At 42.3% G+C, this 26175-nt stretch carries 26 protein-coding genes; 7 read left to right on the top strand and 19 right to left on the bottom strand.

The genetic code is table 11. The features are described 5' to 3' along the window. Positions 1-1068, top strand: a 1068-nt coding sequence (locus SE27_RS04840) for an NAD(P)/FAD-dependent oxidoreductase (protein ID WP_455549966.1), incomplete at its 5' end; no start/stop codon positions are given. Here the strand turns inward: SE27_RS04840 and SE27_RS04835 are convergent. The 4 genes from SE27_RS04835 to SE27_RS04820 all read right to left on the bottom strand — a co-directional run bounded on the left by SE27_RS04835 (position 1054) and on the right by SE27_RS04820 (position 3825). Further along, the gene (locus SE27_RS04835) at positions 1054-1962 is read right to left on the bottom strand and encodes a TIGR01777 family oxidoreductase (RefSeq protein WP_039621363.1); all 909 of its coding nucleotides are present in this window, start codon (positions 1960-1962) and stop codon (positions 1054-1056) included. The two genes, SE27_RS04840 and SE27_RS04835, sit on opposite strands and share 15 nt — an antisense overlap. A gap of 76 nt (positions 1963-2038) precedes the next feature. Continuing rightward, on the bottom strand, positions 2039-2482 hold the full coding sequence (locus tag SE27_RS04830; RefSeq protein WP_039621361.1) for an ABZJ_00895 family protein: 444 nt from the start codon (positions 2480-2482) through the stop codon (positions 2039-2041). A gap of 346 nt (positions 2483-2828) precedes the next feature. Next, positions 2829-3452, bottom strand: a complete 624-nt coding sequence (locus SE27_RS04825) for a LysE family translocator (RefSeq protein ID WP_039621359.1) — start codon at positions 3450-3452, stop codon at positions 2829-2831. A 187-nt stretch (positions 3453-3639) separates the two neighbouring features. Next, positions 3640-3825, bottom strand: a complete 186-nt coding sequence (locus tag SE27_RS04820; RefSeq protein ID WP_039621357.1) for an NF038215 family lipoprotein — start codon at positions 3823-3825, stop codon at positions 3640-3642. A gap of 400 nt (positions 3826-4225) precedes the next feature. Here SE27_RS04820 and SE27_RS04815 point away from each other — a divergent pair, with 400 nt between their 5' ends. Genes SE27_RS04815 through SE27_RS04805 form a run of 3 tightly spaced genes read left to right on the top strand, consistent with a single transcriptional unit; the run spans position 4226 to position 8171 of the window. Next, positions 4226-5863 (top strand): MFS transporter, encoded by a 1638-nt coding sequence (locus SE27_RS04815; RefSeq protein WP_039621355.1) that lies wholly within the window; start codon positions 4226-4228, stop codon positions 5861-5863. 42 nt (positions 5864-5905) lie between these two features. Further along, positions 5906-7177, top strand: a complete 1272-nt coding sequence (locus tag SE27_RS04810; RefSeq protein WP_081406876.1) for an HlyD family secretion protein — start codon at positions 5906-5908, stop codon at positions 7175-7177. Between the two features lie 46 nt (positions 7178-7223). After that, positions 7224-8171 carry a 1-aminocyclopropane-1-carboxylate deaminase/D-cysteine desulfhydrase gene (locus SE27_RS04805; protein ID WP_052251705.1) on the top strand — a complete coding sequence of 316 codons (948 nt, stop codon included), beginning with the start codon at positions 7224-7226 and terminating at the stop codon, positions 8169-8171. Positions 8172-8203: 32 nt separating this feature from the next. Here SE27_RS04805 and SE27_RS14130 read toward each other — a convergent pair whose 3' ends face one another. Next, positions 8204-10432: an LVIVD repeat-containing protein gene (locus tag SE27_RS14130; RefSeq protein WP_039621354.1), complete on the bottom strand. Its 2229-nt coding sequence runs from the start codon at positions 10430-10432 to the stop codon at positions 8204-8206. Positions 10433-10734: 302 nt separating this feature from the next. Between SE27_RS14130 and SE27_RS04795 the strand changes: the two genes are divergently transcribed. After that, positions 10735-11934: a BaiN/RdsA family NAD(P)/FAD-dependent oxidoreductase gene (locus SE27_RS04795; RefSeq protein WP_039621352.1), complete on the top strand. Its 1200-nt coding sequence runs from the start codon at positions 10735-10737 to the stop codon at positions 11932-11934. 11 nt (positions 11935-11945) lie between these two features. Here SE27_RS04795 and SE27_RS13920 read toward each other — a convergent pair whose 3' ends face one another. The 4 genes from SE27_RS13920 to SE27_RS04785 all read right to left on the bottom strand — a co-directional run bounded on the left by SE27_RS13920 (position 11946) and on the right by SE27_RS04785 (position 15063). Further along, entirely contained in the window at positions 11946-12101 is a 156-nt protein-coding gene (locus SE27_RS13920) for a hypothetical protein (RefSeq protein WP_158319089.1), read from the bottom strand. Positions 12102-12239: 138 nt separating this feature from the next. Continuing rightward, entirely contained in the window at positions 12240-12416 is a 177-nt protein-coding gene (locus SE27_RS13970; protein ID WP_171160657.1) for a hypothetical protein, read from the bottom strand. A 76-nt stretch (positions 12417-12492) separates the two neighbouring features. Then, the gene (locus tag SE27_RS04790; protein ID WP_052251704.1) at positions 12493-14340 is read right to left on the bottom strand and encodes a mechanosensitive ion channel; all 1848 of its coding nucleotides are present in this window, start codon (positions 14338-14340) and stop codon (positions 12493-12495) included. A gap of 444 nt (positions 14341-14784) precedes the next feature. Next, positions 14785-15063: a hypothetical protein gene (locus SE27_RS04785; RefSeq protein WP_039621349.1), complete on the bottom strand. Its 279-nt coding sequence runs from the start codon at positions 15061-15063 to the stop codon at positions 14785-14787. A gap of 464 nt (positions 15064-15527) precedes the next feature. Between SE27_RS04785 and SE27_RS04780 the strand changes: the two genes are divergently transcribed. Continuing rightward, complete coding sequence (locus SE27_RS04780; protein WP_039623805.1) at positions 15528-15950, top strand: hypothetical protein; 423 nt, start codon at positions 15528-15530, stop codon at positions 15948-15950. Between the two features lie 48 nt (positions 15951-15998). Here the strand turns inward: SE27_RS04780 and SE27_RS04775 are convergent, their stop codons facing one another. Then, entirely contained in the window at positions 15999-16760 is a 762-nt protein-coding gene (locus SE27_RS04775; RefSeq protein ID WP_039621347.1) for a ferredoxin--NADP reductase, read from the bottom strand. Positions 16761-16845: 85 nt separating this feature from the next. Between SE27_RS04775 and gigC the strand changes: the two genes are divergently transcribed. Continuing rightward, complete coding sequence (gigC, locus tag SE27_RS04770) at positions 16846-17724, top strand: LysR family transcriptional regulator GigC (protein WP_039621345.1); 879 nt, start codon at positions 16846-16848, stop codon at positions 17722-17724. A 53-nt stretch (positions 17725-17777) separates the two neighbouring features. On the opposite strand, the gene SE27_RS04765 is transcribed toward gigC, so the two are convergent. The 9 genes from SE27_RS04765 to nuoI form a co-directional block, all read right to left on the bottom strand. Then, positions 17778-18497, bottom strand: coding sequence for a cold shock domain-containing protein (locus SE27_RS04765; RefSeq protein ID WP_039621343.1), 720 nt, complete (start codon positions 18495-18497; stop codon positions 17778-17780). Between the two features lie 171 nt (positions 18498-18668). Further along, positions 18669-18962, bottom strand: a complete 294-nt coding sequence (locus SE27_RS04760; RefSeq protein ID WP_039621341.1) for a cold shock domain-containing protein — start codon at positions 18960-18962, stop codon at positions 18669-18671. Between the two features lie 88 nt (positions 18963-19050). Further along, positions 19051-19686 carry a uracil phosphoribosyltransferase gene (gene upp / locus SE27_RS04755; RefSeq protein WP_039621339.1) on the bottom strand — a complete coding sequence of 212 codons (636 nt, stop codon included), beginning with the start codon at positions 19684-19686 and terminating at the stop codon, positions 19051-19053. 120 nt (positions 19687-19806) lie between these two features. Next, positions 19807-21300, bottom strand: a complete 1494-nt coding sequence (gene nuoN, locus SE27_RS04750; protein WP_039621338.1) for an NADH-quinone oxidoreductase subunit NuoN — start codon at positions 21298-21300, stop codon at positions 19807-19809. Between the two features lie 3 nt (positions 21301-21303). Beyond that, complete coding sequence (gene nuoM / locus SE27_RS04745; RefSeq protein ID WP_171160737.1) at positions 21304-22911, bottom strand: NADH-quinone oxidoreductase subunit M; 1608 nt, start codon at positions 22909-22911, stop codon at positions 21304-21306. Between the two features lie 7 nt (positions 22912-22918). Beyond that, on the bottom strand, positions 22919-24808 hold the full coding sequence (nuoL, locus tag SE27_RS04740; RefSeq protein ID WP_039621335.1) for an NADH-quinone oxidoreductase subunit L: 1890 nt from the start codon (positions 24806-24808) through the stop codon (positions 22919-22921). Then, entirely contained in the window at positions 24805-25113 is a 309-nt protein-coding gene (gene nuoK, locus SE27_RS04735) for an NADH-quinone oxidoreductase subunit NuoK (protein WP_039621332.1), read from the bottom strand. Before nuoK ends, nuoL begins: the two co-directional genes overlap by 4 nt. Then, a complete protein-coding gene (gene nuoJ / locus SE27_RS04730; RefSeq protein ID WP_039621330.1) occupies positions 25113-25634 on the bottom strand; it encodes an NADH-quinone oxidoreductase subunit J in 522 nt (173 codons plus the stop codon). The genes nuoK and nuoJ overlap by 1 nt, the downstream gene beginning before the upstream one ends. Then, positions 25631-26173, bottom strand: a complete 543-nt coding sequence (gene nuoI / locus SE27_RS04725) for an NADH-quinone oxidoreductase subunit NuoI (protein ID WP_039621328.1) — start codon at positions 26171-26173, stop codon at positions 25631-25633. The genes nuoJ and nuoI overlap by 4 nt, the downstream gene beginning before the upstream one ends. Positions 26174-26175 lie beyond the last annotated feature (2 nt).

The following is a 26175-nucleotide window of genomic DNA, read 5'->3' as shown; positions in this document are numbered from 1 at the left end:
CTACTAGAACAAGGATGTTCGATCAGCATTTTTGATCAACAACAAGCCGGTCAAGCCGCATCTTGGGCCGGTGGTGGAATTCTCTCGCCGATGTATCCATGGCGCTATCCAGATGCAGTCAATCAATTGGCGCAACATGGCAAGGCACTGTATAAGCAGTGGAATGAAAAATTAAAACCCATTTCAGGCATTGATTTTGAAATCCATGAAAGTGGTTTATTGATTTTTGATGAGTCTGATTTTGAACAGGGCTTAAAGTACGCGCAGCAATTTCAACAACCCATGCAACACTGCGAGTCTTTGTCGCAAGCGCAACTTCAGCAGGTTAATCCGCGGATCAATGCAAAATTTCAGCAGGCTCTTTATTTTTCACAGATTGCCAATATTCGTAATCCACGCTTACTGCAATCGATTAGCGCTTATTTAAAACAACATCCGCGTGTGCAGTTCTTTGAGCATTGTCCCATCAAGCAGTTCAATCTTGGCAACGGTGCTGTGCAATCGATTCAAAGCGAAAATAATACTCGTTATTTTGCTGAGCATTTTGTACTCAGTACAGGCGCTTGGTCGCGGCATTGGGCGGAACAATTACAGCTCGATATTCCCGTTCAGCCGGTACATGGGCAAATGCTGTTGTTTAAAACACCGCAACATTGGTTGCCTAGCATGTGCATGAATAAGGTTATGTATTTAATCCCACGCGTTGATGGCCATGTGGTCTGCGGTTCGAGCATGCAAAATTGTGGTTTTGATACCACTGTGCATAAAGCCACCGAGCAAAATATTTTAAGTGCATGTTTGGAAATGGTGCCTGAATTGGCAAGCTTTCCAATTGTGAAACAATGGGCCGGATTAAGACCCAGCTCCCCCACCGGTGTGCCCTATATTGGGAAAATACCAGAGCTTGACAATCTGTGGGCCAATTTTGGCCATTTCCGTAATGGTCTGTGTATGGGTCCCGCCTCAGCACGTTTATTAAGACAACTGATCTTGCAACAACCGACCTTCATCGACCCTGCGGCATATAGCAGTACGCGCTTAAATCCAATAGGTTTAGCGCACAGTTAAAATATCCTGTAAGGCTTGTTCTAAGCTTGGATAGTTAAACTCAAAGCCTGCCTCGACTAAGGCTTTGGATTGCACATATTGACCATTTAAAACCAACTGCGACTGTTCACCCAACATACCGCGCAGCACACATGCCGGCAAGCTCAGCAGCGGTTTACGCTTTAAAATCTGCGCTGCTGTAGCCGCAAACTGCGCTTGCGAAGTCTGCTCTGGCGCAACCAAATTAAAAGTATTCTGTTTCGTCTCATTTAACAGCAGAAACTCCAATGCGCGCAGTACATCGTGTATATGTACCCACACCACCGGTTGTCGACCGTGGCCAATTTTACCAACCAAATTCATTTTAATCGGCAATAACATTTGCGGCAAAATACCGCCATCGTTGGCAAAGACCACGCCTAAACGCACAATCTTGGTGTGCTGTGAGGCAAAATTACGTGCCGCGTGCTCCCACAATTGACACAGCTCAGACATAAAAATTGCCTGTGGTACCGCCTGTTCTGTACAGGGTGTGGCCCATTGTTCAGTTGGGTCAATACCGTAATAACCCACCGCAGAACCTGAAATAATACATTTAGGTTGAATATGCTGTTTTTCTAAGTAGCGATATAATTCGTTGGTGCTGTCTACTCGACTGGCAATTAATTGCTGCTTTCTTTTTTTGCTCCAGCGCTTTTTGCCAATATTTTCACCGGCCAAATTAATCACATAATCAATTTGATTGGTTTTCAGCTGGTTTAACTGTGTAATCCAGCTTAAATCGGCATGCGCAGATGCTTTGTTATTTTGCCGCGTTAAGCCAATGACTGCATAATTGCGTGCCAATAAATACGGGATAAGATGCGAACCAATAAACCCGCTGGCACCGGTGATCAAGACTTTTAATTTTTGCATGCGCAGCGCTCGTTTGCTTTATAGATTCTATCTATAGATCAGGTCAACACAAAACTCAAGCCTAGCCGCGTACAGATTAACGAAACATTTTATCGGCCATGCGCTGGGCTTGTTTGCCATAAAACCAATAGGTGAGTACATACAGCGGGATGGCAATCAATAACAACATGATCAACACCACACTCATAAATTGTGGATTTTGAATATACAGCAGAAAATTTTGCCACAGCGTAGGATCAGTTCGGGCAAAAATCCAGACACCGAGCAGTAAAAAGGCCAAGTTATAGCCCCAAAAAATCAGTGTAAAGCCCAAGGTGATTTTTTTGCGTTCTGTTTGACTGGGCGCACGCTGCTGTTGTTTTAAAAATTTATACAGCACCAAGACCATGGCCGCTAAATAAGGCACGATGGTTAAAATACTGCCCATACCGACCGGCAATAAAGCCGCAATTACCCCGCAGATACAGGTAAAAATAAAACAAAATATAAAAAACCATAAAAAATAGCGATTTAACGACACATTAGACCTACAAAAAGAAGAATAAGAGCAGCAGTATAGAAAAAAATGAATTTTTTTTCATTTTCTTGTCAACCAATTTAAAAAGGTCGACGTTATATAGAGTACAAGGTTCATAAACCCGTTAATTTGTACCGGCATCCACAATATTTTCGGTGAACTGATTCTAAAGCAACACTTGTTTTCAAGTCTGAGTACGGAACAGCAGCCCAAACTCAGACTTGCAACACATTTTCAGGCCGACGATTTTAACATCACTCGAATCGTCGGCCTTTTATTTTGTCTTTTTTATTTTCAACTGACTACAAATATGTCGCACTTGGGATTTAAATTTAGGAATTTTAAAGAACTACTTCATTCCAAAGATCAGTTTTAAACCGAGTAAAGTCATTACCCCACCGGCAATGCGATCGAAAATAGCTTTAAATTTCAAATAGACTTTACGTGGCCCTTCAGCAGACAATGCCACGGCAACCAGCGAATACCAACCGGCGTCAATAAAGAAACATAAAATGGGTAAAACCACATAAAAATAAGCAGGAATTTCTTTGGGCAACAGTGCCGTAAAAATACTGGCCAAAATAATCGCAATTTTAGGATTACTCATCTGGGTAATTAATCCCAAACGATAAGCCTGTTTATAGCTCATGGGCTGAACCCCATCATCCATTGAATCCATCGGTGCTTTGGCATGTTTAATAATTTTAAAGGCCAACCATAACAAATAAATTCCACCGCAAATTTTAAGCATTAAATAGGCTGATGGCACGGCCAAGAGAACCGCCTGCAAGCCCAAGACGGCCAATAAGCCAAATAAAGCCGCGCCTGTACCCGTGCCTAATGCGGTAAATAGACCATGTTGACGTGAAATCGCAATTGAGTTTTTAGCCACATAAATAAAAGTAGGCCCGGGACTGATGGCGCCCAACATCAAGGCCAAGGTAATTGAGCCCAATATCCACAACGATTCCAATACAATGACCTTAAATAATCAAGAAAATTTGTTCAGCAATTCTACGTGTTTTCACTAACAATTACTCGGCTTGTTTTATTTTCCCTATATTTAAAAGTAAAAAATTAGCCCTGACTTTTAATTCTTAATCCAGTCGATCTTGACTAAGCTACACTTCTGATTTAAGAATTGAATAAGATGTCTATGGTTATCGGCTGACTGTGTCGTCGTCAGCGAGCTGCAAAGCAAGCCGATAATCGTGTTCATGTACTGGCATACCACCAATAATCATAGTGCGCAGTTGAGTTTTGGGTGTGGGTGGATTGTTTTTCAACTCACAGGCACTCAGGAAGAGCAGTAAAATCAGCAATAAAGGGCTCAATGATTTTTTCATTCTCTGCTCCTTGCTTTCATTCTTGTTGTAGTGTTTAGCTTAGCAGAGAGTGCGCCTTTTCATTTTTATATTTAATATTAAAATTCAATTATTTAAAAAATTATTACAAACTAAAAATGTAATATCGATTCAGTTTATTTGTACTACATCACAGCACAAGTGAAAGATATTCAGCCTAACATGTCAGTTTAATTGTATATCCGGCATATAAAAAATAGCTAAAGACCCTCACTGATAACTATTTCATCAAATGGCGATATGGGCTGAGGCAGATATAAAGATATGCCTATCATCTGCTTAACGGCTGATCAAGTTAACCTTTGCTACACAGCAATGACTATTAGCACACAGAAAATTTGTTTTATAATCACCTCAAATTCGGGCTACATGGATCGGCATCATGGCAAAAGAACCGCGTTTCCTCGAGCCCGTTCCAGATTGGACAGAGGAAGAGAAACCTACTCTACCCGGCTCACCGGCTGCAATTTTACATTCGCCCGCAAAGCGTTTTTTATATTTCTTTATTGGCTTATTTATCGCGCTGTCGGCTGGGCTGAGTAATGGCTTTATTACCGCCAATTTACCGGCGATTCAGGGTGAATATAGCTTAACGCCATTAGAAGCGGCATGGATTCCTGCTGTATACGTGATGGCCAATGTCAGCTCAAATTTGGTGATGTTTAAAGCCAGACAACAATTTGGCTTAAGAATTTTTTCAGAAATTGGTTTAATTATTTTTATTGCGGTACTGCTTTTACATTTGGTGGTCCGTAACTATGAAATGGCATTGTTTGTCCGTTTTATTAGTGGCTTAACCGCAGCCCCATTAGGTTCGCTTGGCTTATATTACATTATGCAGGCTTTTAAACGTGCGGATATGGCCAAAGGCTTATATTTAGGTTTGGGCTTTCAACAGCTGGGTTTGCCACTGGCATGGGTCATTTCTCCTGCGTTGGTGAACGTTAATGATTGGGCTGTACTGTATACCTTTGAATTGGGCTTGGCACTGTGTTGTCTGGCCATGGTGGTCTCGCTTAAACTGCCACGCAGCATGCGTATACAGGTATTTGAAAAGCAAGATTTCTTTACCTTTTTACTGTTAGCGCCCGGTTTTGCTTTGTTGTGTTTTGTGTTGGCACAAGGGCCTATTTTATGGTGGTTAGATGCCCCTGAACTGGCCTATGCGCTTATCGGTGGTTTTACGTTGGTGGTCATCGGTTTGGTGTATGAGCATTACCGCGTCAATCCCCTGATTATGACGCGCTGGCTGGGCACAGCATCAACCTTGCAGTTTATTTTTGGGGCATTGGCATTACGCTTTTTAATGTCCGAACAAAGTTATGCAGCCGTCAATTTTTTAAAAGTCATGGGCATGGGCCCCGATCAATTTGTACCGCTATACACGGTAATTTTCTGCGGTATTGCCGCTGGGACTGTGTTTAGCGCGGTCACCTTTTCTAAAGAAGTGATTATTTTACATTTGTTGTTTGCAGAATTATTAATTCTGATTGCTTGTGGACTTGATTATAACCTGACCAGTGACGTGCGCCCTTCGGACTTCTTTGCCAGTCAATTTTTGGTGGGGTTTGCCGGCGGCATGTTTATTGGCCCATTATTGTTGGTCGGCATTGTCAATGTGCTACAACAAGGCCCAACCCATATGGTGACATTTGCGGTGCTATTTTCTGCAACACAGACCTTTGGTGGCCTGTTGGGCGGCTCATTCTTTTCCACGTATCAGCAGCATCGTAGTCAAGTTTATCGCAGCGAATTGATCAGTCAATTGAATCCCACCAATCCACAAGTGGCACAGCGACTGGCACTGTATCAAAAAAGTGCTGCCAGTAGCACCACGGATCCCGTATTACAGCAAAACCAAGAGCTTAAAACGCTTAACCAAGTGATTAGCCGTGAGGCGCAAGTGCGTGCCTATAATGATGTCATTGCTTTAAATGGTGTTTTTGCTATTTTTCTATTGATGTGGGGAGCCTTCAATATTACCCGCTCAAAATGGCGCAGTCGTAAGCAGATTGTCTAGTTTTTTACTCTCCCATTTAACAGCATTCGCCGAGGATACATAATGCCAAAAGATCAACATCCAAGTGAAGATAAAAGTAGCCCACCTTTAAATCAAAATGACAGCAACCCTGATCAGCGTAATCAGCAAAATACGGTGCACCCTCAACATTCTCCAGCAGAGACAACAGAAGCACAGCCAACAATTGAAGCCAATACCGCGCCCGCACTGAATGCACAAAATGAACCAGATGAAGGCTCAACCACAGCCACAGAACCCCCTTCTAGTAAACTGATTGTGACCAAAAAGTCGACTTTATGGTGGATGCTATTGGTGCTGTTGCTGGGCATTAGCATCATTATGTGGGCGTGGCGGATTGGTCCGTTTAATACGCCAGTAGAGCAAACGGATAACAGTTATATCCGTGGTCAGACCACTATTTTATCCTCACAGTTAAATGGTTATGTGGCTGACGTTTTGGTTAAAGACTTTGATTATGTAAAAAAAGGTCAAACCTTAATGCATATTGATGCCACCACTTATGATCAAAAAGTTACCCAAGCCGCATCTTCAGTCGATCAAGCTAAAAATAGTTTAGCCAACCAAAGTCAGACCATAGCGCAGCGCCAAGCTGATATCGCTGCGGCGCAGGCCAAAGTGGAACAAGCCAACGCACAGTATCAACTGTCGCTACAACTTTTAGCGCGCTATCAACAATTGGGCAACAGTGGTGCAACCTCAAAAATAGAACAAGATCAAATTGCAGCTGATGTAAAAAATAACTTGGCTTTAATGAAACAAGCAGAAGCCAATGTACAAGTCGCTGAGCAAGCGCTGAAAACGGCGCAAGTGGCCGAAACAGGCTTAAAAGCACAAGTGAACAATGCACAAGCACAATTAGATCAGGCGCAAACCACCAAAAATTACAGCAGTATTATTGCGCCGATGGATGGACAATTGGGTGAAGTGACGCCTCGTATTGGACAGTATGTCGCGGCAGGTTCACAACTTTTATATTTAATCCCACAAAAAACATGGTTAATTGCCAACTTTAAAGAAACTCAAATTGCCAATATGCAGATTGGGCAACCGGCCACCTTTACCGTGGATGCATTGGGTAAGCAAAAATTTAGCGGTCGAGTTGAACAGATTGCCCCTGCAACAGGTTCAGAGTTTAGTGTGATTAAAGCCGATAACGCCACAGGCAATTTCACCAAAGTGGTACAACGTATTGCGGTTCGCATCACCATTGACCCTAAACAAAAAGCCGTTGAACGCTTGCGTCCGGGAATGTCGGTGGTCACTTCGGTAGACACCGCTGCCACAGCTAAATAAGGCTATTTTTTGATGAGATCTAACTTTTGTATATGAGCGTTCATGCATGAATATCGCTGAATTATTTAATCGATCTGCAGCGTCTATTGCGTATCAGTGGTTAAATGTGAAGTTGCACGCTCAAGCCACATGCAGCGTAACCGTAAAACGTTTGGATCAAATCCATCCGTCTATTTCAGGCAATAAGTTTTATAAATTAAAATATAATTTTGCCGCGGCACAGCAGCAAGGCCTCAATAAAGTGCTGACCTTTGGCGGTGCATATTCCAATCATATTGCGGCAACGGCCTATGCAGCGAAGCTCTGCGGCTTCAACAGTGTCGGGATCATCCGCGGTGAAGAGCTGCAATATAAAACCTTAAATGCCACCTTAAACACGGCGCAGCAATTCGGTATGCAGTTACGGTTTGTGCCGCGTGCACAGTATCGGCAAAAGCAGCAAGCTGATTTTTTGGCGCAACTCAAACAGCAATTTCCTGAGCATTACATTATTCCCGAAGGTGGCAGCAATAGCTTGGCCGTTCAAGGCTGTGCCGAAATTTTAAGCGCTGATGATTTGAAAAACTATGATGTGATCTGCTGCGCAGTCGGCACAGGTGGCACCATTTCCGGACTAATTGAAGCCAGTTCAGATCAGCAAATGGTTTTAGGTTTTTCTGCGTTAAAAGGAAATTTTTTGAATATTGAGGTGGCAAAGCAGACGACAAAAAGCAATTGGAACATTATTGATGATTATTGCTTTGGCGGCTATGCCAAAACCTCACCTGAACTGTTGCACTTCATTCAAAAATTTGAACAGGATTTTTCGATTCCTATTGAACAGGTTTATACCGGAAAAATGTTGTATGGCATTTTTGATCTAATTCAACACGGATATTTTACGGCAGGATGTCGAATTTTGGTGATTCATAGCGGCGGCTTACAGGGGCGTTTAGCCAGTCTTGATCCAAATCACAGTCAATCAATCAGCAAAAAAGAACCAACATCTGCTTAGACAAATGTTGGCGTATAGATTCGGCTAGTTAATTACAGCGGGTTTTGAGAAAAGTATCTTTCGACATTATTCACATCTTTTGCAGGACGTGGCACACGCATATTTTCTACAATACTATTATAAAGTTGATCCTTCGGTGCCTTATGGAATTTATTCAACTCTGGGTCCATATACGGTAGCTGTTGTTTACGCTGGAAATATTGATGCAATTGTAAGGTGATGGCTTGCATACCCACCGAATAGTTTGACCAAGCACTATCATGGCTGCCAAAATGATGACCAAATTCATGTCCAATCACTCCAATATCAGCATTAAAATAATGCGAATAAAAATACCAGTGATCAATCCCGAGTATATCTCCACCCCCTAAACCGCCACCAATGGTGGTAATGCCTAAGCGAATATCACCACGGTTCATGATCTTGTCAAAATACTCGATATATTGCTCAGGAGTAAAAAAACCACCATTTGCGACGACTGGACCTGCATTACCAAAAAAATCACTGCCGATGACTTTTTTCTGATTAAACCAAACATGTTCAAATTCAGGGCTACTGACCAAGTAAGCAAAATTGGTCATCATAATGACCCATTCACGCGCATAGACTGGATTAATTTTTTGCCACTCTCCATCTGCTGGCGTATATTTACCAAAAGAGATGCCCCACTTCGGCTTAATGGTCGCGAGCTTTTGTACCAGTTTATCGGTCTTAGAGGTGATTCTAATATCAAATAAATCACTAGAAAACTGCTGAAATTGATTTAAGCCTTCCAGTTTAATTGAGCCTGTACCATCCACCAAAGGAAAACGGTTGTCATCACTGATGGCTAAACTAAACTTAGTTTGGCTAAATGCTTTCAGTTGATCTAGATGCGCTAAAGTAAACCATTGATTCGAATTTTTTAATTTCGCTTGGATGTCTAAATCGCTAATCGGTGCAGCACTAAAGCTCTGAACCAAGATATTATTTTTTTCAACAGATGCAGATAAAATTCCAGCCACTTTAAAATAACGTAAATTACGATTGGTTAAGGTATCCCAACTTTCGCCATCTTGTAACATATAGTTTTGGCTGATTGCCGCACTTTGCTGCAATTGGGTCACACTACCGACACTATTTGATTGATATTGTTTAATCTTTTGTACGGGTAATACCGTAACCTGACCACTGCTTAAATGGAAAATTTGATTTTGGCTCACAATCATATCGGTGGCTTTGGTGAGCGTTAAATCACTGCTACTGCCCTCGACACGATACTGATTAAAACGATCCACGGCTGCTGGTAAAAAGTTAGGCGCAGTTTTTAATTTTGCTGGATCTAAACTATCAACATATCCATTATTACGTGATGCATAAAACAGCCCATCATCTGCAGTATTAAAAATATTAATACCCGGATTGGTCTGTTTTAAAGGTGAGATTGTATTTCCAGTTGCACCTTGCTGCACAGTCGATACGTCATACGTGTAGACTTGTCCATTGTTGAAACTGGCATACAGTAAATCACCAACTGCCTCTAAACGTACCGCACAGTCAATACTACCGCAATTGGGTAAAGACAAGCGGGCGTGTTTTTTGGCTTTTAAATGATTGTCTGCCAGCACATCACTCTGTTTCCAGACATTAATCCGATTGTGCGTATCTGCTACAAAAACATAGTTATCATTTGCGGCAACAGAAAGTGCATGCACAATTGCAAAACTCTCTTGATCACCTGACCATGAACCGGTGCCCAATGACATCACCAATTGCGGTTCACCACTGGCAACATCAAAAATATCCACCCGATTGGATGACAAGGATGTGGTATATAAACGATCTTTATAGATACTGATGTCGGTTAAGCGGTTCCATGCTGCGCCTATACGACTGATATTTTCTGCTTGGATCGCAGGCAGTGATTTTTTAGTCGTTAAGTCATAACGTAAAATATTGGCTTTTCCACCATCATTGGCGATATACAGAATGCCATTACTAGCAGCCAATGCGCTTGGGTTCCAACTGTCTAAAGCAAACTGCTCTTTCTTAATTGCAGTTGCAGCATCGGCCGAACGTAACTCCTGAAGCAATTTATTTTGTTCTGGAACCGGTGCCGGCTCAGGTTTTTGATCAGGATTGGGTTGTTGGTTTTGACTATTATCGACATCAGGTTTCTGAGGTGTAGTTTGTCCTGTTGTGTCGCTTGAATCTCCACCGCCGCCACATGCACTTAAAAGCAATACTGAACTGACGGCCAAAGCTATAATTTTTTTACTCATTTCCAGCCCCTACTAGAAATTTAACAGTCTATAGCTTAAATGAATACGCTTTACCACCCAACACCAATATATTGATAAATATAGTTATTTTTAATAACCACGTGGATGTTTTGGCTTTTTACACCACACTCATCACAGTAACGTAAAGAAATGTTACAGCGACTAGGCTTTGATTTTTGTTGATTATTGCAGCTGATGTGCCGCATTGACCAACCCACTGTAGAGTTAAAAATTCTGACCGCATCTCTGAAATATGCAGCAAAACTGGCTATAATGCCGGCTTTATCTCCCGTGAGTTGCGCATGTCTACAAATCAATATGATGTCATTGTTTTAGGTGCAGGTGCATCGGGTTTAATGACCGCCTATATGGCAGCGCAACGTGGCCGTAAAGTGTTGGTTTTAGAAAAAGCCAATAAAGTGGGTAAGAAAATTCTCATGTCCGGTGGCGGTAAGTGTAATTTCACCAATTTAGAGGTGGAACCTGAACACTTTATTTCCCACAATCCGCACTTTGTCATTTCAGCATTAACGCGCTATAGCAACTGGGACTTTATTGCCTTGGTCTGCACACATGGTATTGCTTATGAAGAACGTAAACATGGACAACTGTTTACCCTAAATGGCGCAAAAGAAATTCTAGCCATGCTGCTGACAGAGTGTGATAAAACTGGTTTAGTGGAGATTAAAAGCGCTTGTGAAGTTAAAGGCGTTACTCTGCTGAACAGCTCAAACTTTCAAGTGGCCAGTTCAAGTGGCTATTTTCAGGCTGAGTCGGTGGTGGTGGCCAGTGGTGGTTTATCTGTTCCAACCTTAGGCGGTTCAGGTATTGGTTATGAGATTGCCAAGCAATTTGGTCACCATATCCATCAAACGCGTGCCGGCTTGGTGCCGTTTACCTTTTCAGACCAATTCAAAGAAGTCACCACGCGCTTAAGTGGCAATGCTGTTGATGCGACCTTATCCAATGACTTAAATAGCTTCACTGAAGCCTTATTGTTTACCCATCGCGGCTTAAGTGGACCCAGTTCACTGCAATTGTCTAACTATTGGGATGTTGGTCAGCGCTTTAATATTAACTTCTTGCCTTATATTGAGCTGCTACAATTGTTTAAAGCCAAAAAAGCCAGTCAGCCCAAAGTTCTACTACGCACTTTACTCAGTGAGCATTTACCCAAAAGTGTGGTGCTAGAGCTACAAAATCTAATGTGGTTAGAATCGGCTGAAATAGCAATCGGCAATTTAAGTGATGATAAACTAGAATCTATCGCCAATCGTTTACATCATTTTGAAGTTAAACCTTCAGGAACCGAAGGTTATCGTACTGCGGAAGTGACTTTAGGCGGTGTTGATACCACCGAAGTCTCATCAAAGACTATGGAAAGTAAAAAGCAAAAAGGCTTATATTTTGTCGGTGAAATTTTAGATGTCTCTGGGCATTTAGGCGGCTATAATTTTCAATGGGCATGGGCCTCGGCACATGCCGCATCGCAATATGTTTAACTTAAGCTAAATTATTCTAAATAGTCGGTACGCAATAAATCGACTTGTTTGGCCTGTTGCAAGCGTACGATGGTGAGTTCCATTTTACTGCTTGCCACTGCTGAATAAGATGCTGTATGCGTATTTAAACGGCGCGAAAATGACTTTAAAAGTTGCTGAATGAACATGATTTGTCCCCTTTATTATTACTCTTCATTGATCTAAGTATGCTTTATATCTATTTCAATACATTTATCTAAATGTTTGTAGTTTATGAAATAGTACTTCATGGATAGCATAAAAAATCAAAAAGCACGACTCTTTATTCAGTCTTTTTGCACTTCTGTATGTGCAGTTTGATTTTCTGAATTATCAGATTCTTTTTGACGTGATTTTTCGATTGGTTTCGCAAAGACAAATCTATATGCACTGATAAAAAATCCGGCGGTAATTCCGGCAATCACAAAAGGTGCAAGAAAATTATTGGGCTGTTTTTTTGACATATTAAATTCCACTCTTAGATAAAATGAAAAAATCGACCACATGACTGTGATCGATTGATCTTAATTGAATGGATTATTAATCGTGATCCTTAGGAATCAAAGGATGATTGCCGTGCTCACTATCAAGATCAACATTAGGTTCTGACTCACCGGTTGATCCAAACGGATTGCTGCTCGCCGATTGCTGTGGATCCACTTGTACCGAGTCTGGCAAAGTTTTTTCATTTTGCGGTGCAGTGGTTAAACCGGCCAATGTCGGATCAGACAATTCGGTTTGTATGGAAGGCGCACCACTGTTCATCTGGAAATCAGTCGATGAATTATCGGAAGGATTTGGCGTAGGCGTTGCATGCTCAGTAAATGCCTGCGCTGCATGGGCAGAAATAGAATCGGCACCCTGCATTTTCGTCATCAAATCTGAACCGTCTTCATGCAAAGGATTTGGCTCTTTCGCATCCTTTTTGCACTTATCAATTAAATCGTTCAGCACTTGCTCGGCGGGTTGACGACCCCCTAAACCAAAGGCCAAGGCGAATGCTACAGCAACTGAACCTAAGGTTAAACCAAAGGCAAGATTTACGATCGAGTCGGCAATACCCATGGCACGTAAACCCATGGCAATAACCAAACCAATAATTAAGATACGTACCAAATTGGCCAACCAGCGTGAACTGTTATATTCACCGCGCCCAATCACTTTGGCGACCAAGTTGGCCAGCCAAAAACCAATCATCAAGATCACAGCGCCGAGGAGAATATTGGCACCGAACTGAATGAACATCGAAATCAGACCACTGACCTGCTCAAAGCCCAGTCGGTTTGCAGCTTCGGATACCGCAAACAACATGGTAAAGAAAACGATCATGTAGCCAATAATGCAAGAGACTTTGGTGGTACCTAAAAAACGCTGTGCATCCATTTTGGCCGGTATTTCATCAATACCTGTGCCTGACAACACATCAACCACCAAGTTGGCCACAAAACGTGACACCACATACGCCAAGATCAGAATTAGTGCAGCGGCAATAATATGCGGAATGGCATTCATAATTTCATACAACATCGCGGTCGCGGGTTGTGAAATTGCATTAATTCCTAACGCATCAAATGCCACAATTAACGTGGTAATAATAATGATGGCGAAAACAAATGAACCGAGCATTTGCGGTAAATTCGAGTTTTTCAAGAAGCCTATTTTTTGTGCTTCATGTTGTAAATTTAAACCGCGCACCAAACCTTCTACAATACCGCGTACAATTTTTGCCAAGATATAACCGACAAAAACAATCACACCCGCAATAAAGATATTAGGTAAGAATGAAATGACTTCATTCAACATATTTTGGATTGGATACAACAGTCCATTTAGACCTAAAATAGACAAAACAATTGGAAGAAATAACAACAAAATCAACCAATAAACAATATCACTGATATTTTGACTGATTGGACTGACACCGACATCGGCACTTAGCTTCTCATCCATTTGAGTGCGATCAAGCAATTTTTGTAGCCCAACCTTGACCAAATTTGCCACAATCCAACCGACAAATCCAACAGCGACTGCGGCTAAAAGTTGTGGAATAAACAATAAGAACTGTTGAAGCATATTGCTAAATGGGCCACTGACACTGGTTAGATTCAGCACATTCAATGCACCGATCACCGCCATAATCATCACTAACCAAAAGACCACACGCGAGACAATGCTTTCAACATTTGAACGATGTCCAGTTGCACCTGAAAGATGTTTATTGGTTCCAAGTTTTTCTAAAAGTTTTTTAATGCCTGCTGCAATGATGAGTGCAACAATCCAGCCAATCAATAATATAGCGACAGCAGCTAGGATTGGATGAAATTGATTCCAATAATACATGGCATCAAGTTCCCCACCTCTAGGGCCTCCAGAAAAATATTCATTCATATTATGACGTCCTCTTGTTATTACTTATTAAAGTTCTACTGCATAGGAAGCGCACTATTATTTTCAGTCACTTAATCCTTAAGCTGACAAAGCGAATCTAACTAGAAACCACATTAGAATTTGCGTGTTTTTTATTCAACACCCACCATCATAATTACAACAAAACCGCACATTAGATTGCAAAGGGTAAACATCTGCGGACTCACGCTTCAGTCTTGATTCAATTTCAATAGAATCAATGCACTCGGCCTAATGGCTAATCACCGATTCTGTCATAGGAAAAAATAAGTCCAAAGAAGGGCCATAACCCACTAGCTGATATGAATGTAAAATTTGCGGGAGTGTCGACCGATCTTTTAAAAAGCGCTTTATCGCCAGCTAAGAAAACGGCGATAAAGCAATCATCGAACATATGCTGGTTATATCTTTATCACTTAAGCAAGATTAATTGTCTTTTGCTGTGGCCGTGGTGGTATCCGTTGCCGTTGCTTCATCTCCTGGCGTGCCTGTGGTGCTGTTATTGGGCGTGGCAGGCTGAGCGTTCGGATTTGGATGATCTGGCGGTGCATCTTTGGCACTTGGTTTATTATCTGCAAACATATAAGCCAGTACTGCTATAAAGAAAATACCGATGAGAAGTAAGATATAAACCGGTAAACGTTTTTTTTGTGCTTTATGTTCTGGGCTAGTAACATGAGGCGGTTTATTAAAATCATGTGGCATAGTGACCTCTTTTTTATCTAGTTTTCATCTTCTGATAGTAACAATGCCTAATAAACGGTTGTGTATAGAAGCATAGTGACATGGTGAATACATGTAAACTTTTTAAGCAACACAGCAGATGCGACATAAATGGGTAGATACGCCATGCACACACTTTCAACAAATTGTGGTCTAGATATAGCCGCAATCATGCTGATATTTTTATGTCTTGCTTGGAATAGCATTTGAACTAAAAGGATACGATGCAGCACATCGGGCAGATGATATTTTTGTCTCTTAATATAGCTTGTTGTATATAGATGCTATTTTTAGAGTCAGCCAAAAATCAATTGAGTCGCTTTTCGCATCCACTCAAGATTTTATTTTTAAAATTTAACTTAAATAAACCGCTGTTTGGCTGTAGGTGCTGAAAAACGCAAAATGAGCTATAATTATGCACCTCGTTTTTCATGCTGCTTAATTTTATGGCGTATCGTCAGCAATCTGTAACGCTCGATTTAGACACTGATGTCACGCATCAATGTGGCTTGCATTACACACGTGATGAACATCTCATTGGCATTATTGAATTTAATAAGCCAAGTCATATCCTTAAATGGGGTGATCTGGAATATTTTCGTCGCCGTACTGAAGAACTGTCGGTGATGCCTTTTCCTGAATGTATCGATGCTATGGTGATTGATATTCGTAATATTGTGCCTTTTTTGGACAATGAAGTGCCGATTATTCCATGGCGTTTATTGGAAGAAGACTGCCCTATTCGCTTGGTGGTTCCGCAAGAGCGAATTGAACACTATGCTGGTTTATTTGAACCGACATGGCTGACTGGCGATGTCGAAACGGCCATTCAAGAAATCCGTGAATATATTGATATGTTTGTGCATTAAAGCAATGGATTGCTTGCATAGCTTTTTAGACTTTAACTTTTCGCTATATTACCAATAATTTTCGACTGCAATATTGCCTTCACCACGACGATTCATGCTTAAGCCACGTGCTTTTAAAGCTTCTTTGGTTTCTTCCACCATCTCTGGATTACCACACAGCATCACATGTGTGCTTTCAGGATTGAATTGTAAGCCCACAAATTGCTCCAACTCACCATTTTCAATCAATTGCGGTAAGCGCTGGTGGAGCACTGCATTTGGCTCACGGGTGATAATCGGCACAAACTTAAAGCCACTATGCCCTTCACCAAAAGTCTCAGCCATCTCTTGAATACGTTCAACATACGCCAACTCAGATGCTGTTCTGACACTGTAAACCAAGTGGATATGTTGATACTTACTCCATGTTTCAAAGTCTTGCAGCATGGATAAAAAAGGCGCCAAGCCTGTGCCAGTTGCCAACAACCATAAATCTTTGGGCAAAGGCAATTGATAACGTGCCAGTGTTAAAAAGCCATACGGAATTTTTTCTAAATACAGCTCATCCCCAATGCGTAAATGCTGCAAATTGGAAGTAAATGCACCATCAGGCACCACAATTGAAAAGAATTCCAAGGTTTCATCAAACGGTGATGACACCACAGAATAAGCTCGAACCACCAATTCATCGCCGACTTTTAATCCAATACGGGCAAATTGACCCGCGGTAAATTTAAAATGTGCAGGTCGCGTCATGGTGAAACTGAATAAAGTATCGGTCCAAGGCTGTATAGATAAAACTTTTTCTAAGCTATATTTTTCAATTGACATGATTTCAACGTGGCATGAAAGACTGTGCTCATGGTAGCATGACCGCATAATTTATGAATATTTTTTAAATGTTAAGGCTTTATTCATGCGCATGACTTTACGCCAGTTGGCTGTTTTTGTAGCAGTGGCTCAAGAAGGTACGGTAACCAAAGCCAGCGATGCAGTGAAACTCACGCAAAGTGCTGCAAGTATGGCTTTAGCAGACTTAGAAGATGGTTTAGGGACGCCTTTATTTGACCGTTTAGGCAAACGCCTTCAATTGAATGATTTAGGCCGCTTTCTACTGCCACAAGCTTTAGAAATTTTGGGCCGCTGTGACACCTTTGAGCAAGCCGCCAAAGGCGAATTACAAAGCATCGACTTACGTTTAGGTGCAACCTTAACCATTAGTGATTATTTAATCCCCGATTTAATGGCCGATTTTTTACACATTCAACCCCAAGCGCGCTTACAGTTACAAGTCGGCAATACACGGCAGATGATTGAAGCCGTTAATCAATTTCAACTGGACTTGGCATTAATAGAAGGTTCATGTCATTTACCCCAATTGCAGTGTATTCATTGGCGCGATGATGAGTTAGCCGTGTGCTGTGCGCCCGATCACCCACTGGCGCAATTGAATCGTGTGGTAACAACCAAAGATTTCGACCACGCTGAATGGATTTTACGTGAAGAAGGTTCAGGCACACGCGAAGTGTTTGATCATGCCATTTTAAAAGATTTACCCGATGCGCATATTCGTCTGACCTTGGGTCATAATGAAGCCATTTTAAAAATTGTCGCGGGCGGTATTGGTATTTCCTGTATTTCCAAACTGGCAATTGCACCTTTACTTGAAAAAGGCCAATTGGTGATTATTGAAACGCCATTTTGGCAACTGACCCGACCTTTATTTATGTTGGCACATCGACAAAAATACCAAGGACCGGGGCTAAAGGCTTTTATTGAATTTTGCTCTCAGTAATATGCTGAACATTAAAAAAGCGCCTTTCTAAGGCGCTTTTTTATGACTATATTTTAGTGTCGACCAAACTGGTCTTCACAAGGAATTCCATCATTATCACCATCCATTTTTGTGCTTGGACAGTTTCTTAAGAAAAATACAGCTTCTTCATATGAACCCATTTGACTACAATGCTGTCTGCCATCACATTTAAATTGTGCACTTACTTGCGCTACGCTACTGCGGGTAGCCGGAACAACGTTGTTATTAAAAGATGAACTATCCGGAAGATTCAAACGCTGCTCAGCCTGTTTGGATAATACGCGATCCGGTAAATCACCCAACGCTTTACGTTGCTGATCAACAATATGTGCTTGCTGCTCCATCAATTGCTGGGTTTTAAGGTGCTGAGTCTGCCGATAATGCTGATATTTTTGATAGACCAACATGGCTAAAATGGCAATCACGATACAGCCTAGAACAGTAAAAACCAGTCCTTTACGGCTGCGTTCATTAAAGCGCGGTGAAGCATTGCGACTTAAGCGCGTCGATGCTGGTGCATCGCTGTATCGAAGCGTATCGGGTTTTAGATCTAAACGAATAATATGCTCAGCTTTTAATTTACCGTTGTCTTCTACAATCTGAAACTTTAACTGCTCACCTATTTTAGGTTCAACGTTCTTATTTGGTAAATCACGGATATGAAAGAATAAATCCTTTGTTTCACCGGCAATTGAAATAAAGCCAAAACCACGATCCGTGATATAGCTTTTTATTTTCCCCTCAACAAACATAACTCACTCTTTTAATTTATATTATCTTTGCATTCTAATAAAAATAGAGGCATTACGCCTCTATTTTTAAACTTTTTCAAGATTCATTCGCGCCTGTTGAGGTTGACAGGTTGATCGACTTGGCCATTAAAGTCCACACTGAGACATACAGCGCTTACACCCACCAAGCAATCAGCGTCGCAAACCGGATAACAAGCTTGAAGCAATCGAATTGTTATGCGCGTTTATTTGTGCTTTTTTGGTTTTTGCAGGATTAGGATCTAAGCGTTCAATACGACTGGCTTTGGGCTTACCATCATTCTCTACAATCACGAATTTTACTTTATCATCAACTTGAGGCTCGCCTTCTGTGACAGGATAATCTGAGATATGAAAAAAAATATCTTCGCCTGCTGAGGAAATAAAACCAAACCCTTTCTCTGAATTATATTTAATAATTTTTCCAAATTGAAATGCTAGTTTCATGAACGTGATCCTATTTTATAAATACTATAGTCGTAGTATATAAAAAAAGAGGCGGTATGCCTCTTTTTTTCATGCTTAAGCAAACAGATTAATCTTTTTGCACTGACCCAAAGATTTTATCGCCGGCATCGCCTAAACCCGGCACGATATAGCCATTTGCATTGAGACCTTGATCTATCGATGCAGTAAAAATAGTCACTTCTGGATGAGCCGTTTGTACGCGCTTGATGCCTTCAGGCGCAGCCACCAAAACCATGACCCGTATATCTTTACAGCCACTGGCTTTAAGCACATCAATGGCGGCGACTAATGATGAGCCGGTGGCCAACATTGGATCAATAATCATAGCAATACGATTTTGTACATCTGGCACTAATTTTTTGTAATAAGTTCGCGCTTCTAGGGTTTCTTCATCACGCTCTAAACCCAAAACCGATACTTTGGCACTTGGAATAAGATTCAGAAAACCATCCAACATGCCAATACCGGCACGTAGAATAGGCACCACTGTAATTTTTTTACCTGCAATACGCTGTACCGTTACTTTGCCATTCCAACCATCTAATTCATGATCGACCATCGGTAAGTCTTTGGTCGCTTCATAGGTCAGTAGCATGGTGACTTCTTGTGCAAGTTCACGAAAGTTTTTTGTACTGATGTCTGCACGGCGCAGTAAACCAAGTTTATGTTGAATGAGTGGATGACGAATTTCATGAATAGCCACGGGAGAGTACCTAAAAAGTAGATAAAAATTTGCACTATTATAAGTGCTTTTTATCCTTCAGGCGTAAAAAAGCCCCCAATCTATGGGGGCTTTTTTGTTAATAGTACTAATTTATGAACATTACTGTTGAGATAGCATGAAATGTAGTGGTGACATAATTTCTGCTTGTAGCGCCAGCTTAATAATTGGATCTGGATAAACCCCGATCACCAATACCGCTAGAGCCGCAGCCAACACCATAATACCACCGACTTTTTGACCCCAATGTTTATCGGCATCAATACGTGGGGTATCCGGTGGTGTCATATACATCACGACCATGACACGCAAGTAATAGTACAGACCAATCCCTGAACCCACCACAATCATGGCAGCCAAGAACCAATGCTGTGTTGTTACCGCAGCCATCACCACCAAGAACTTACCAATAAAGCCTGCCGTCATTGGAATACCGGCCAGTGATAACATCATCACGGTTAACGCCGCAGTGAGCACTGGACGACGCCAGAACAAACCACGATAGTCCGCCAAACTTTGCGCTTCATCCGTATTGTTATAGGGACTCGACATTAACGCCACCACACCAAAGGCACCAATTGTGGTGAGTACATAAGTAATCACATAGACCGATACGTTACCTAAGCTGGCATAAGTCATGCTGATTAGACCAATCAACAAGTAACCAAAGTGTGCGATAGAGGAGTAACCTAAAATACGTTTTAAGTTGACTTGACGCACCGCAAGGAAGTTACCCACCAAGATGGAAAGTACCGCAATAATGGTCAAAATGGTCACAATCGAATCAATCAAGATTGCGCCAGAGGTCAGTAAATAACGAACGAACAAACCAATGGTGGCAACTTTTGCCACTGTGGCAAGGAACGTTGCAATCGGAGCCGGTGCACCTGCATAAACGTCTGGAGTCCATTTATGAAATGGTGCCAAAGACAATTTAAAGGCCACCGCACAGATAATCAGGCCTAAACCTAGAATTACCATCGGTTGTTGAATGGCTTGCATCAGTGCTTGAACGTTGTCATAAAAAGACAATGAACCGGTATAGGCATAAATATAGGCCATCCCCATCAGCAACATGGCAGATGCTGTTGCGGAAAGAACCAAATATTTAACGCCGGCTTCTAACGATTGTGAACGCTGATGGGTATACGCAAGCAGACCATAAATCGGAATCGACATCAGCTCAAGGCTAATGAAGAAAGAGGCATAGTGTGAACTTGACACCATTAACATGGCACCGGCCACCGAAGACAACATCAAGATATACAGCTCTTCACGGTTATCGGTGTAGGTTTCAATATAGGCATGTGACAAGGTACAGCATGCCAGTGCTGCAACAATAATCACCAATTGATAGAGCATGCTAAATGGATCAACCATAAACATGCCCATCACGTTGGCGGGTGCAAACGCCCCACCAAACATGGCATATAAAATATAAGCCGCGGCGAGGTTTAAGCCCACCACAGATACAGTGGCAACTAAATTATGATTACGTTTAATGGTAATCAAAATCATCACGAGGATCGCAGTTAAAGCCACGATCATCACAGGAGCTAACGGCATAAGCTCGGAAAATGACATTGTGAAGTTCATGGCTTATTGGATCTCCACATTTTCAAGTTGAGTACTGGCTTGTTGCAGCACATCAACTGTCTCTTGAACTGGAATATAGCTATTTGCTAACCACGCCATGCTTGAATTGGAAATATCAAGGAAGCTTTGTGGATAGATACCAAGCCACAGTAGACCAAAGGCACACACCAGTAAAATAACCACTTCACGTGCATTTAAGTCTTTGAGTGGATGGTTATAGTGCGGTTTTTGTGCTTCGTTTGGCGTACCAAATAATGCTTTGTGGATCAGGATTAAACCATATAGACCGGCAAAGACTAAGCTGATAGCGGCCAAAATAGTAAAGGTTGGGAACTTGGCAAATGAACCGATTAAAATCAGGAATTCACCAATAAAGTTACCTAGACCCGGAATACCGACCAATGCAGCAACAAAGAACATTAAGAAGAAAGACAGGTATTTAAATTGACCCCGAATACCGCCCATTTGACGCAAATCACGGGTATGTAAACGCTCATACACTTGACCACACATAATGAACAAAGCCGCAGAGGATAAACCGTGCGCCAACATCATGATCATTAAGCCTTGGAAGGTTAAAAGATTACCGGCGTAAAGCGCCAGTAAGACAAAACCCATATGCGAAATAGAGGTATAGGCAAGCAGACGTTTCATGTCGGTTTGCTGGAAAGCACACCACGCGCCGTAGAAGATACCAATTAAACCCAAAATAATTGCGATGTCTGCAAACTGTGCAGATGCCGCTGGGAAAAATGGAATCACAAAACGTAGTAAACCGTAAGCTGCAGTCTTAATTAAGATACCGGCTAAATCCACCGAACCTGCGGTGGGTGCTTGCGCATGTGCATCCGGTAACCAGCCATGCAAAGGAAATACAGGAAGTTTCACTGCAAAACCGACAAACATACACAGCATTAAGGCATAAGCCACTGATGGGAGTTGTGCATCCAGTGTATTTGCTACACCCAATAAGTAACCGTAATCAAATCCGATCATACCGGTCATCATGTAGCCATACACCACCAATCCTAAGATACCGATCAGCATGATTAAGCCGGCAACTTGAGTATAGATGAAGAATTTAGTGGCTGCATAGACACGAGATTTACCATCTGCGCCTTTATGACCCCAAAGAGCGATCAAGAAATAGATTGGAACCAGCATCATCTCCCAGAAGAAGAAGAACAAGAACAAATCAATCGCTAGAAATACCCCGATCACCCCACCCAACGACCATAAAAGGTTGAGGTGGAAGAAACCCACGTTCTTTTGAATCTCGCCCCATGAACAACCGACTGCAAGTACACCCAGTAATGCCGTTAAGCCGACCATCAGTAAAGATAAACCATCCACCGCAAGGTGAATGTTAATACCGAGGGTTTGAATCCAAGGCAACATGAATTCTGCTGACCAAGTTGGAACTTTGGCGCCTAATTCATACGTAAAACTACCCGACTGCCACAACGCAACCGTTAAACCTAAGGTTACCAGCATACCGATTAACGCGATATAACGTGGTAAATGCTGGTCAAATTTATCAACCAACCAGCAAATAAAACCGGCAATGAACGGTACGAGGATGAGTGCGGGTAAAATCCAGTTGTTTGTGATTTCCATCTTATTTCCCCACGACCTGAATCACGACCAAGATCATCAGTAACACCACAACACCCAGTGACATACTTGATGCGTATTCACGCAATGAACCTGTTTGACGTGCGCTGGTAAAGCTATGACCACCTTTAACAATGGCAGGAAGCATTAACCACAAATTATCAATTGGATCACGACCCAATAATTTCGCGATAAATAAATATGGCTTCACAAATACGATGTTATACAAGGCATCAAAACCAAAGGCGTTGCGGCAGATAGTCACCAAACCGGCGCCAAATGAACCTTGCGCAAAGCCTTTAACCGCATTGTAAGCAAAGGCAAATAAAATAACGCCAATCACCAAACCGACCAATGCAATACCCACTGCGGTATATTCTGCACTGTGTACACCGGCTTCAAGCGCTTCAGGAATCACAAAGGCTGGAATATGTGCAGCATTTAAAATTCCTTCCACTGGCGCTTTTAAGAAGTACGCTAAACCCGTGGAAAGTACCGCCAAGACTGCCAAAGGCAACCAATACGTGGCCCCTTTGATGTCGTGATATGCTGTTTTTTCTTCGCCAAAAAATACCACCCAAATTAAACGGAAAGTATAAATAGACGTTAAGAATGCACCTGCAACACCGACCCAGTACAAGCTGCCATAGAGCGCGACAGTTTGACCTTGTGCCCAAACCGCACCCAAGATGGCATCTTTAGAGAAGAAACCAATGGTTAAGAATGGAATTGCAGCGAGTGCTCCCCCACCAATGGCGAAGCAAGCAAATAGGAATTTGTTATGTTTGAACAAGCCACCCATTTTGAAGATATTTTGTTCGTGATGATAAGCCAAAATGACCGCACCAGACGATAAGAACAACAATGCCTTAAAGAATGCGTGCGCAAGCATGTGGAATAAACCCGCTTGATAGGCTTCTGCACCAACTGCCATAAACATATACCCCAGCTGACTCATGGTTGAGTAAGCCAAAATACGTTTAATGTCCGTTTGTACCAAGGCTGCAAAGCCGGCCACAATCAAGGTAACTGCACCCGTGATGGAGATAAACATCATCACTTCAGGGGTCATTTCAAACACGCTGAACATACGGCAGCACAGGTAAACACCTGCGGTGACCATCGTTGCGGCATGGATCAATGCAGAAACAGGCGTTGGACCTGCCATTGCATCGGCAAGCCAAGTTTGTAATGGAATTTGTGCAGATTTACCCGCTGCACCCAAGAACAACATTAATGAAGTCCAGATGGCCAGTGAATGATTTCCGGCCAAGACCTGCGGTGCATTTTCAACGATGGTAGCAATATGTAAGGTGCCAAATTGTTGATACAACAAGAATAAAGCAATTAGTAAAAACACATCACCAATACGCGTGACGGTAAATGCTTTAATAGCTGCAAACCCATTGTCTGGATTTTGATAGTAATAACCAATTAACAGATATGAGCACAGACCTACGCCTTCCCAACCCAAGAACAATAACACCAAGTTATCGCCTAGAACCAACAACAACATGCTGGCCACAAAGAGGTTGAAATACGAGAAGAAACGCGCAAAGTCTTCTTCACCGCGCATATACCATGCAGCAAAGATATGAATAAGGAAACCAACACCGGTCACCATACCCAACATTAATAAGGATAAACCATCTAAATGTAGACTCATGCCCGGTGCAAGACCGGCCACATTAAACCATGTCCACAAATGCTGAACTTGAGCCACCGAACCATTGGCCACAAAGCCCATACCCGCAATCAGCGCAAATAAAGCCGATAAACCGACTGAACCGACACCGATGATTGCAGCAACATTTTCCGGCAGCTTATTACGCCCCGCCGCTAAAAGGATGAAACCAATGAGCGGAAACAATACTGTTAAATATAAATAACTCATCCGCGCATCTCACTAGCCGCATCCACATCCAAGTGATGGAAGCGATGATAGAACTGAAGCACAATGGCCAAACCAATACATGCCTCAGCAGCGGCAAGAGTTAAAATCAAGATGAACATGATTTGCCCATCTGGTTGTACCCAAGCACTGCCCGCTAAAACGAATGCCAGTGCTGCAGCATTCATCATGACTTCAAGGCTCATTAACATAAACAAAAGATTGCGTCGCACCATTACACCGTAAAAACCAAGTGCAAAAAGAATGGTTGCAACGATCAAACCATGTTCTAAAGGGATGTTGCCCATTATTCTTTTTCCTTCTCTGCACTTGGCTCACGTTTACCCAAATGAAATGCACCCACCAAAGCGGCAAGTAACAACATCGCGGCAACTTCAACCAATAGTAAATAGTGAGTAAAGAGTGCTTGACCAACGGCTTTAGGACCAATCACGGTCGTTCCCATTACTGGGCCGGCAGTGGTGTAATCAGAACCGAGCATCCACACCAACACCAAACCCATCAGGAAGCTCATCAACGCAGGATAAGCCCATGCTGATGAACTGAGCCATTTACGTTCTTGATCAACAGTATGCTGACCTAAATTCAGCATCATCACCACAAACACGAACAGCACCATGATCGCGCCGGCATAGACAATAATTTCAAGCGCACCGGCAAACGGCGCACCGACAATCATGAACATACCCGAAACGGCCAGCAACGAAACAATTAGGCTAAGCAAAGCATGTACAGGGTTCGCGTTCGTCACCACGCGAATGGTTGAGACTATGGCCACGAGTGCCATCAAATAAAATGGCCAAATCATGGTAATAAGCTCCGTACATCAATAGGTGCACTTTCATGCTGTGCTTGACCTTTGTCTTTACCTGTAATGGCCATACCGGCTACACGATAAAAATTATAGTCAGGATATTTACCCGGTCCTGAGATAAGCAAGTTTTCTTTCTCATAGACCAAGTCTTGACGCACATATTCACCCATTTCAAAATCAGGGGTCATTTGAATCGCCGTGGTTGGACAGGCCTCTTCACACATGCCGCAGAAAATACAGCGAGAGAAGTTGATACGGAAAAACTCCGGATACCAACGACCATCTTCTTTTTCAGCTTTTTGCAGTGAAATACAACCCACCGGACAAGCCACTGCGCACAAGTTACATGCCACACAGCGCTCTTCGCCATCGGGGTCACGGGTCAAAACAATACGACCACGATAACGCGGCGGAGCAATTTGTTCGCCCGGTACTTCTGGATATAAAATGGTGTCACGTTTACGTGTCACGTGGCTAAAAACCATCCACAATGAACGTACGATTGACCCGAATCCAGCTAGAATTTTATACATTT

The sequence above is a fragment of the Acinetobacter harbinensis genome (assembly GCF_000816495.1).
Lineage (GTDB): Bacteria > Pseudomonadota > Gammaproteobacteria > Pseudomonadales > Moraxellaceae > Acinetobacter > Acinetobacter harbinensis.
This window is presented reverse-complemented; position numbering and strand designations above follow the sequence as displayed.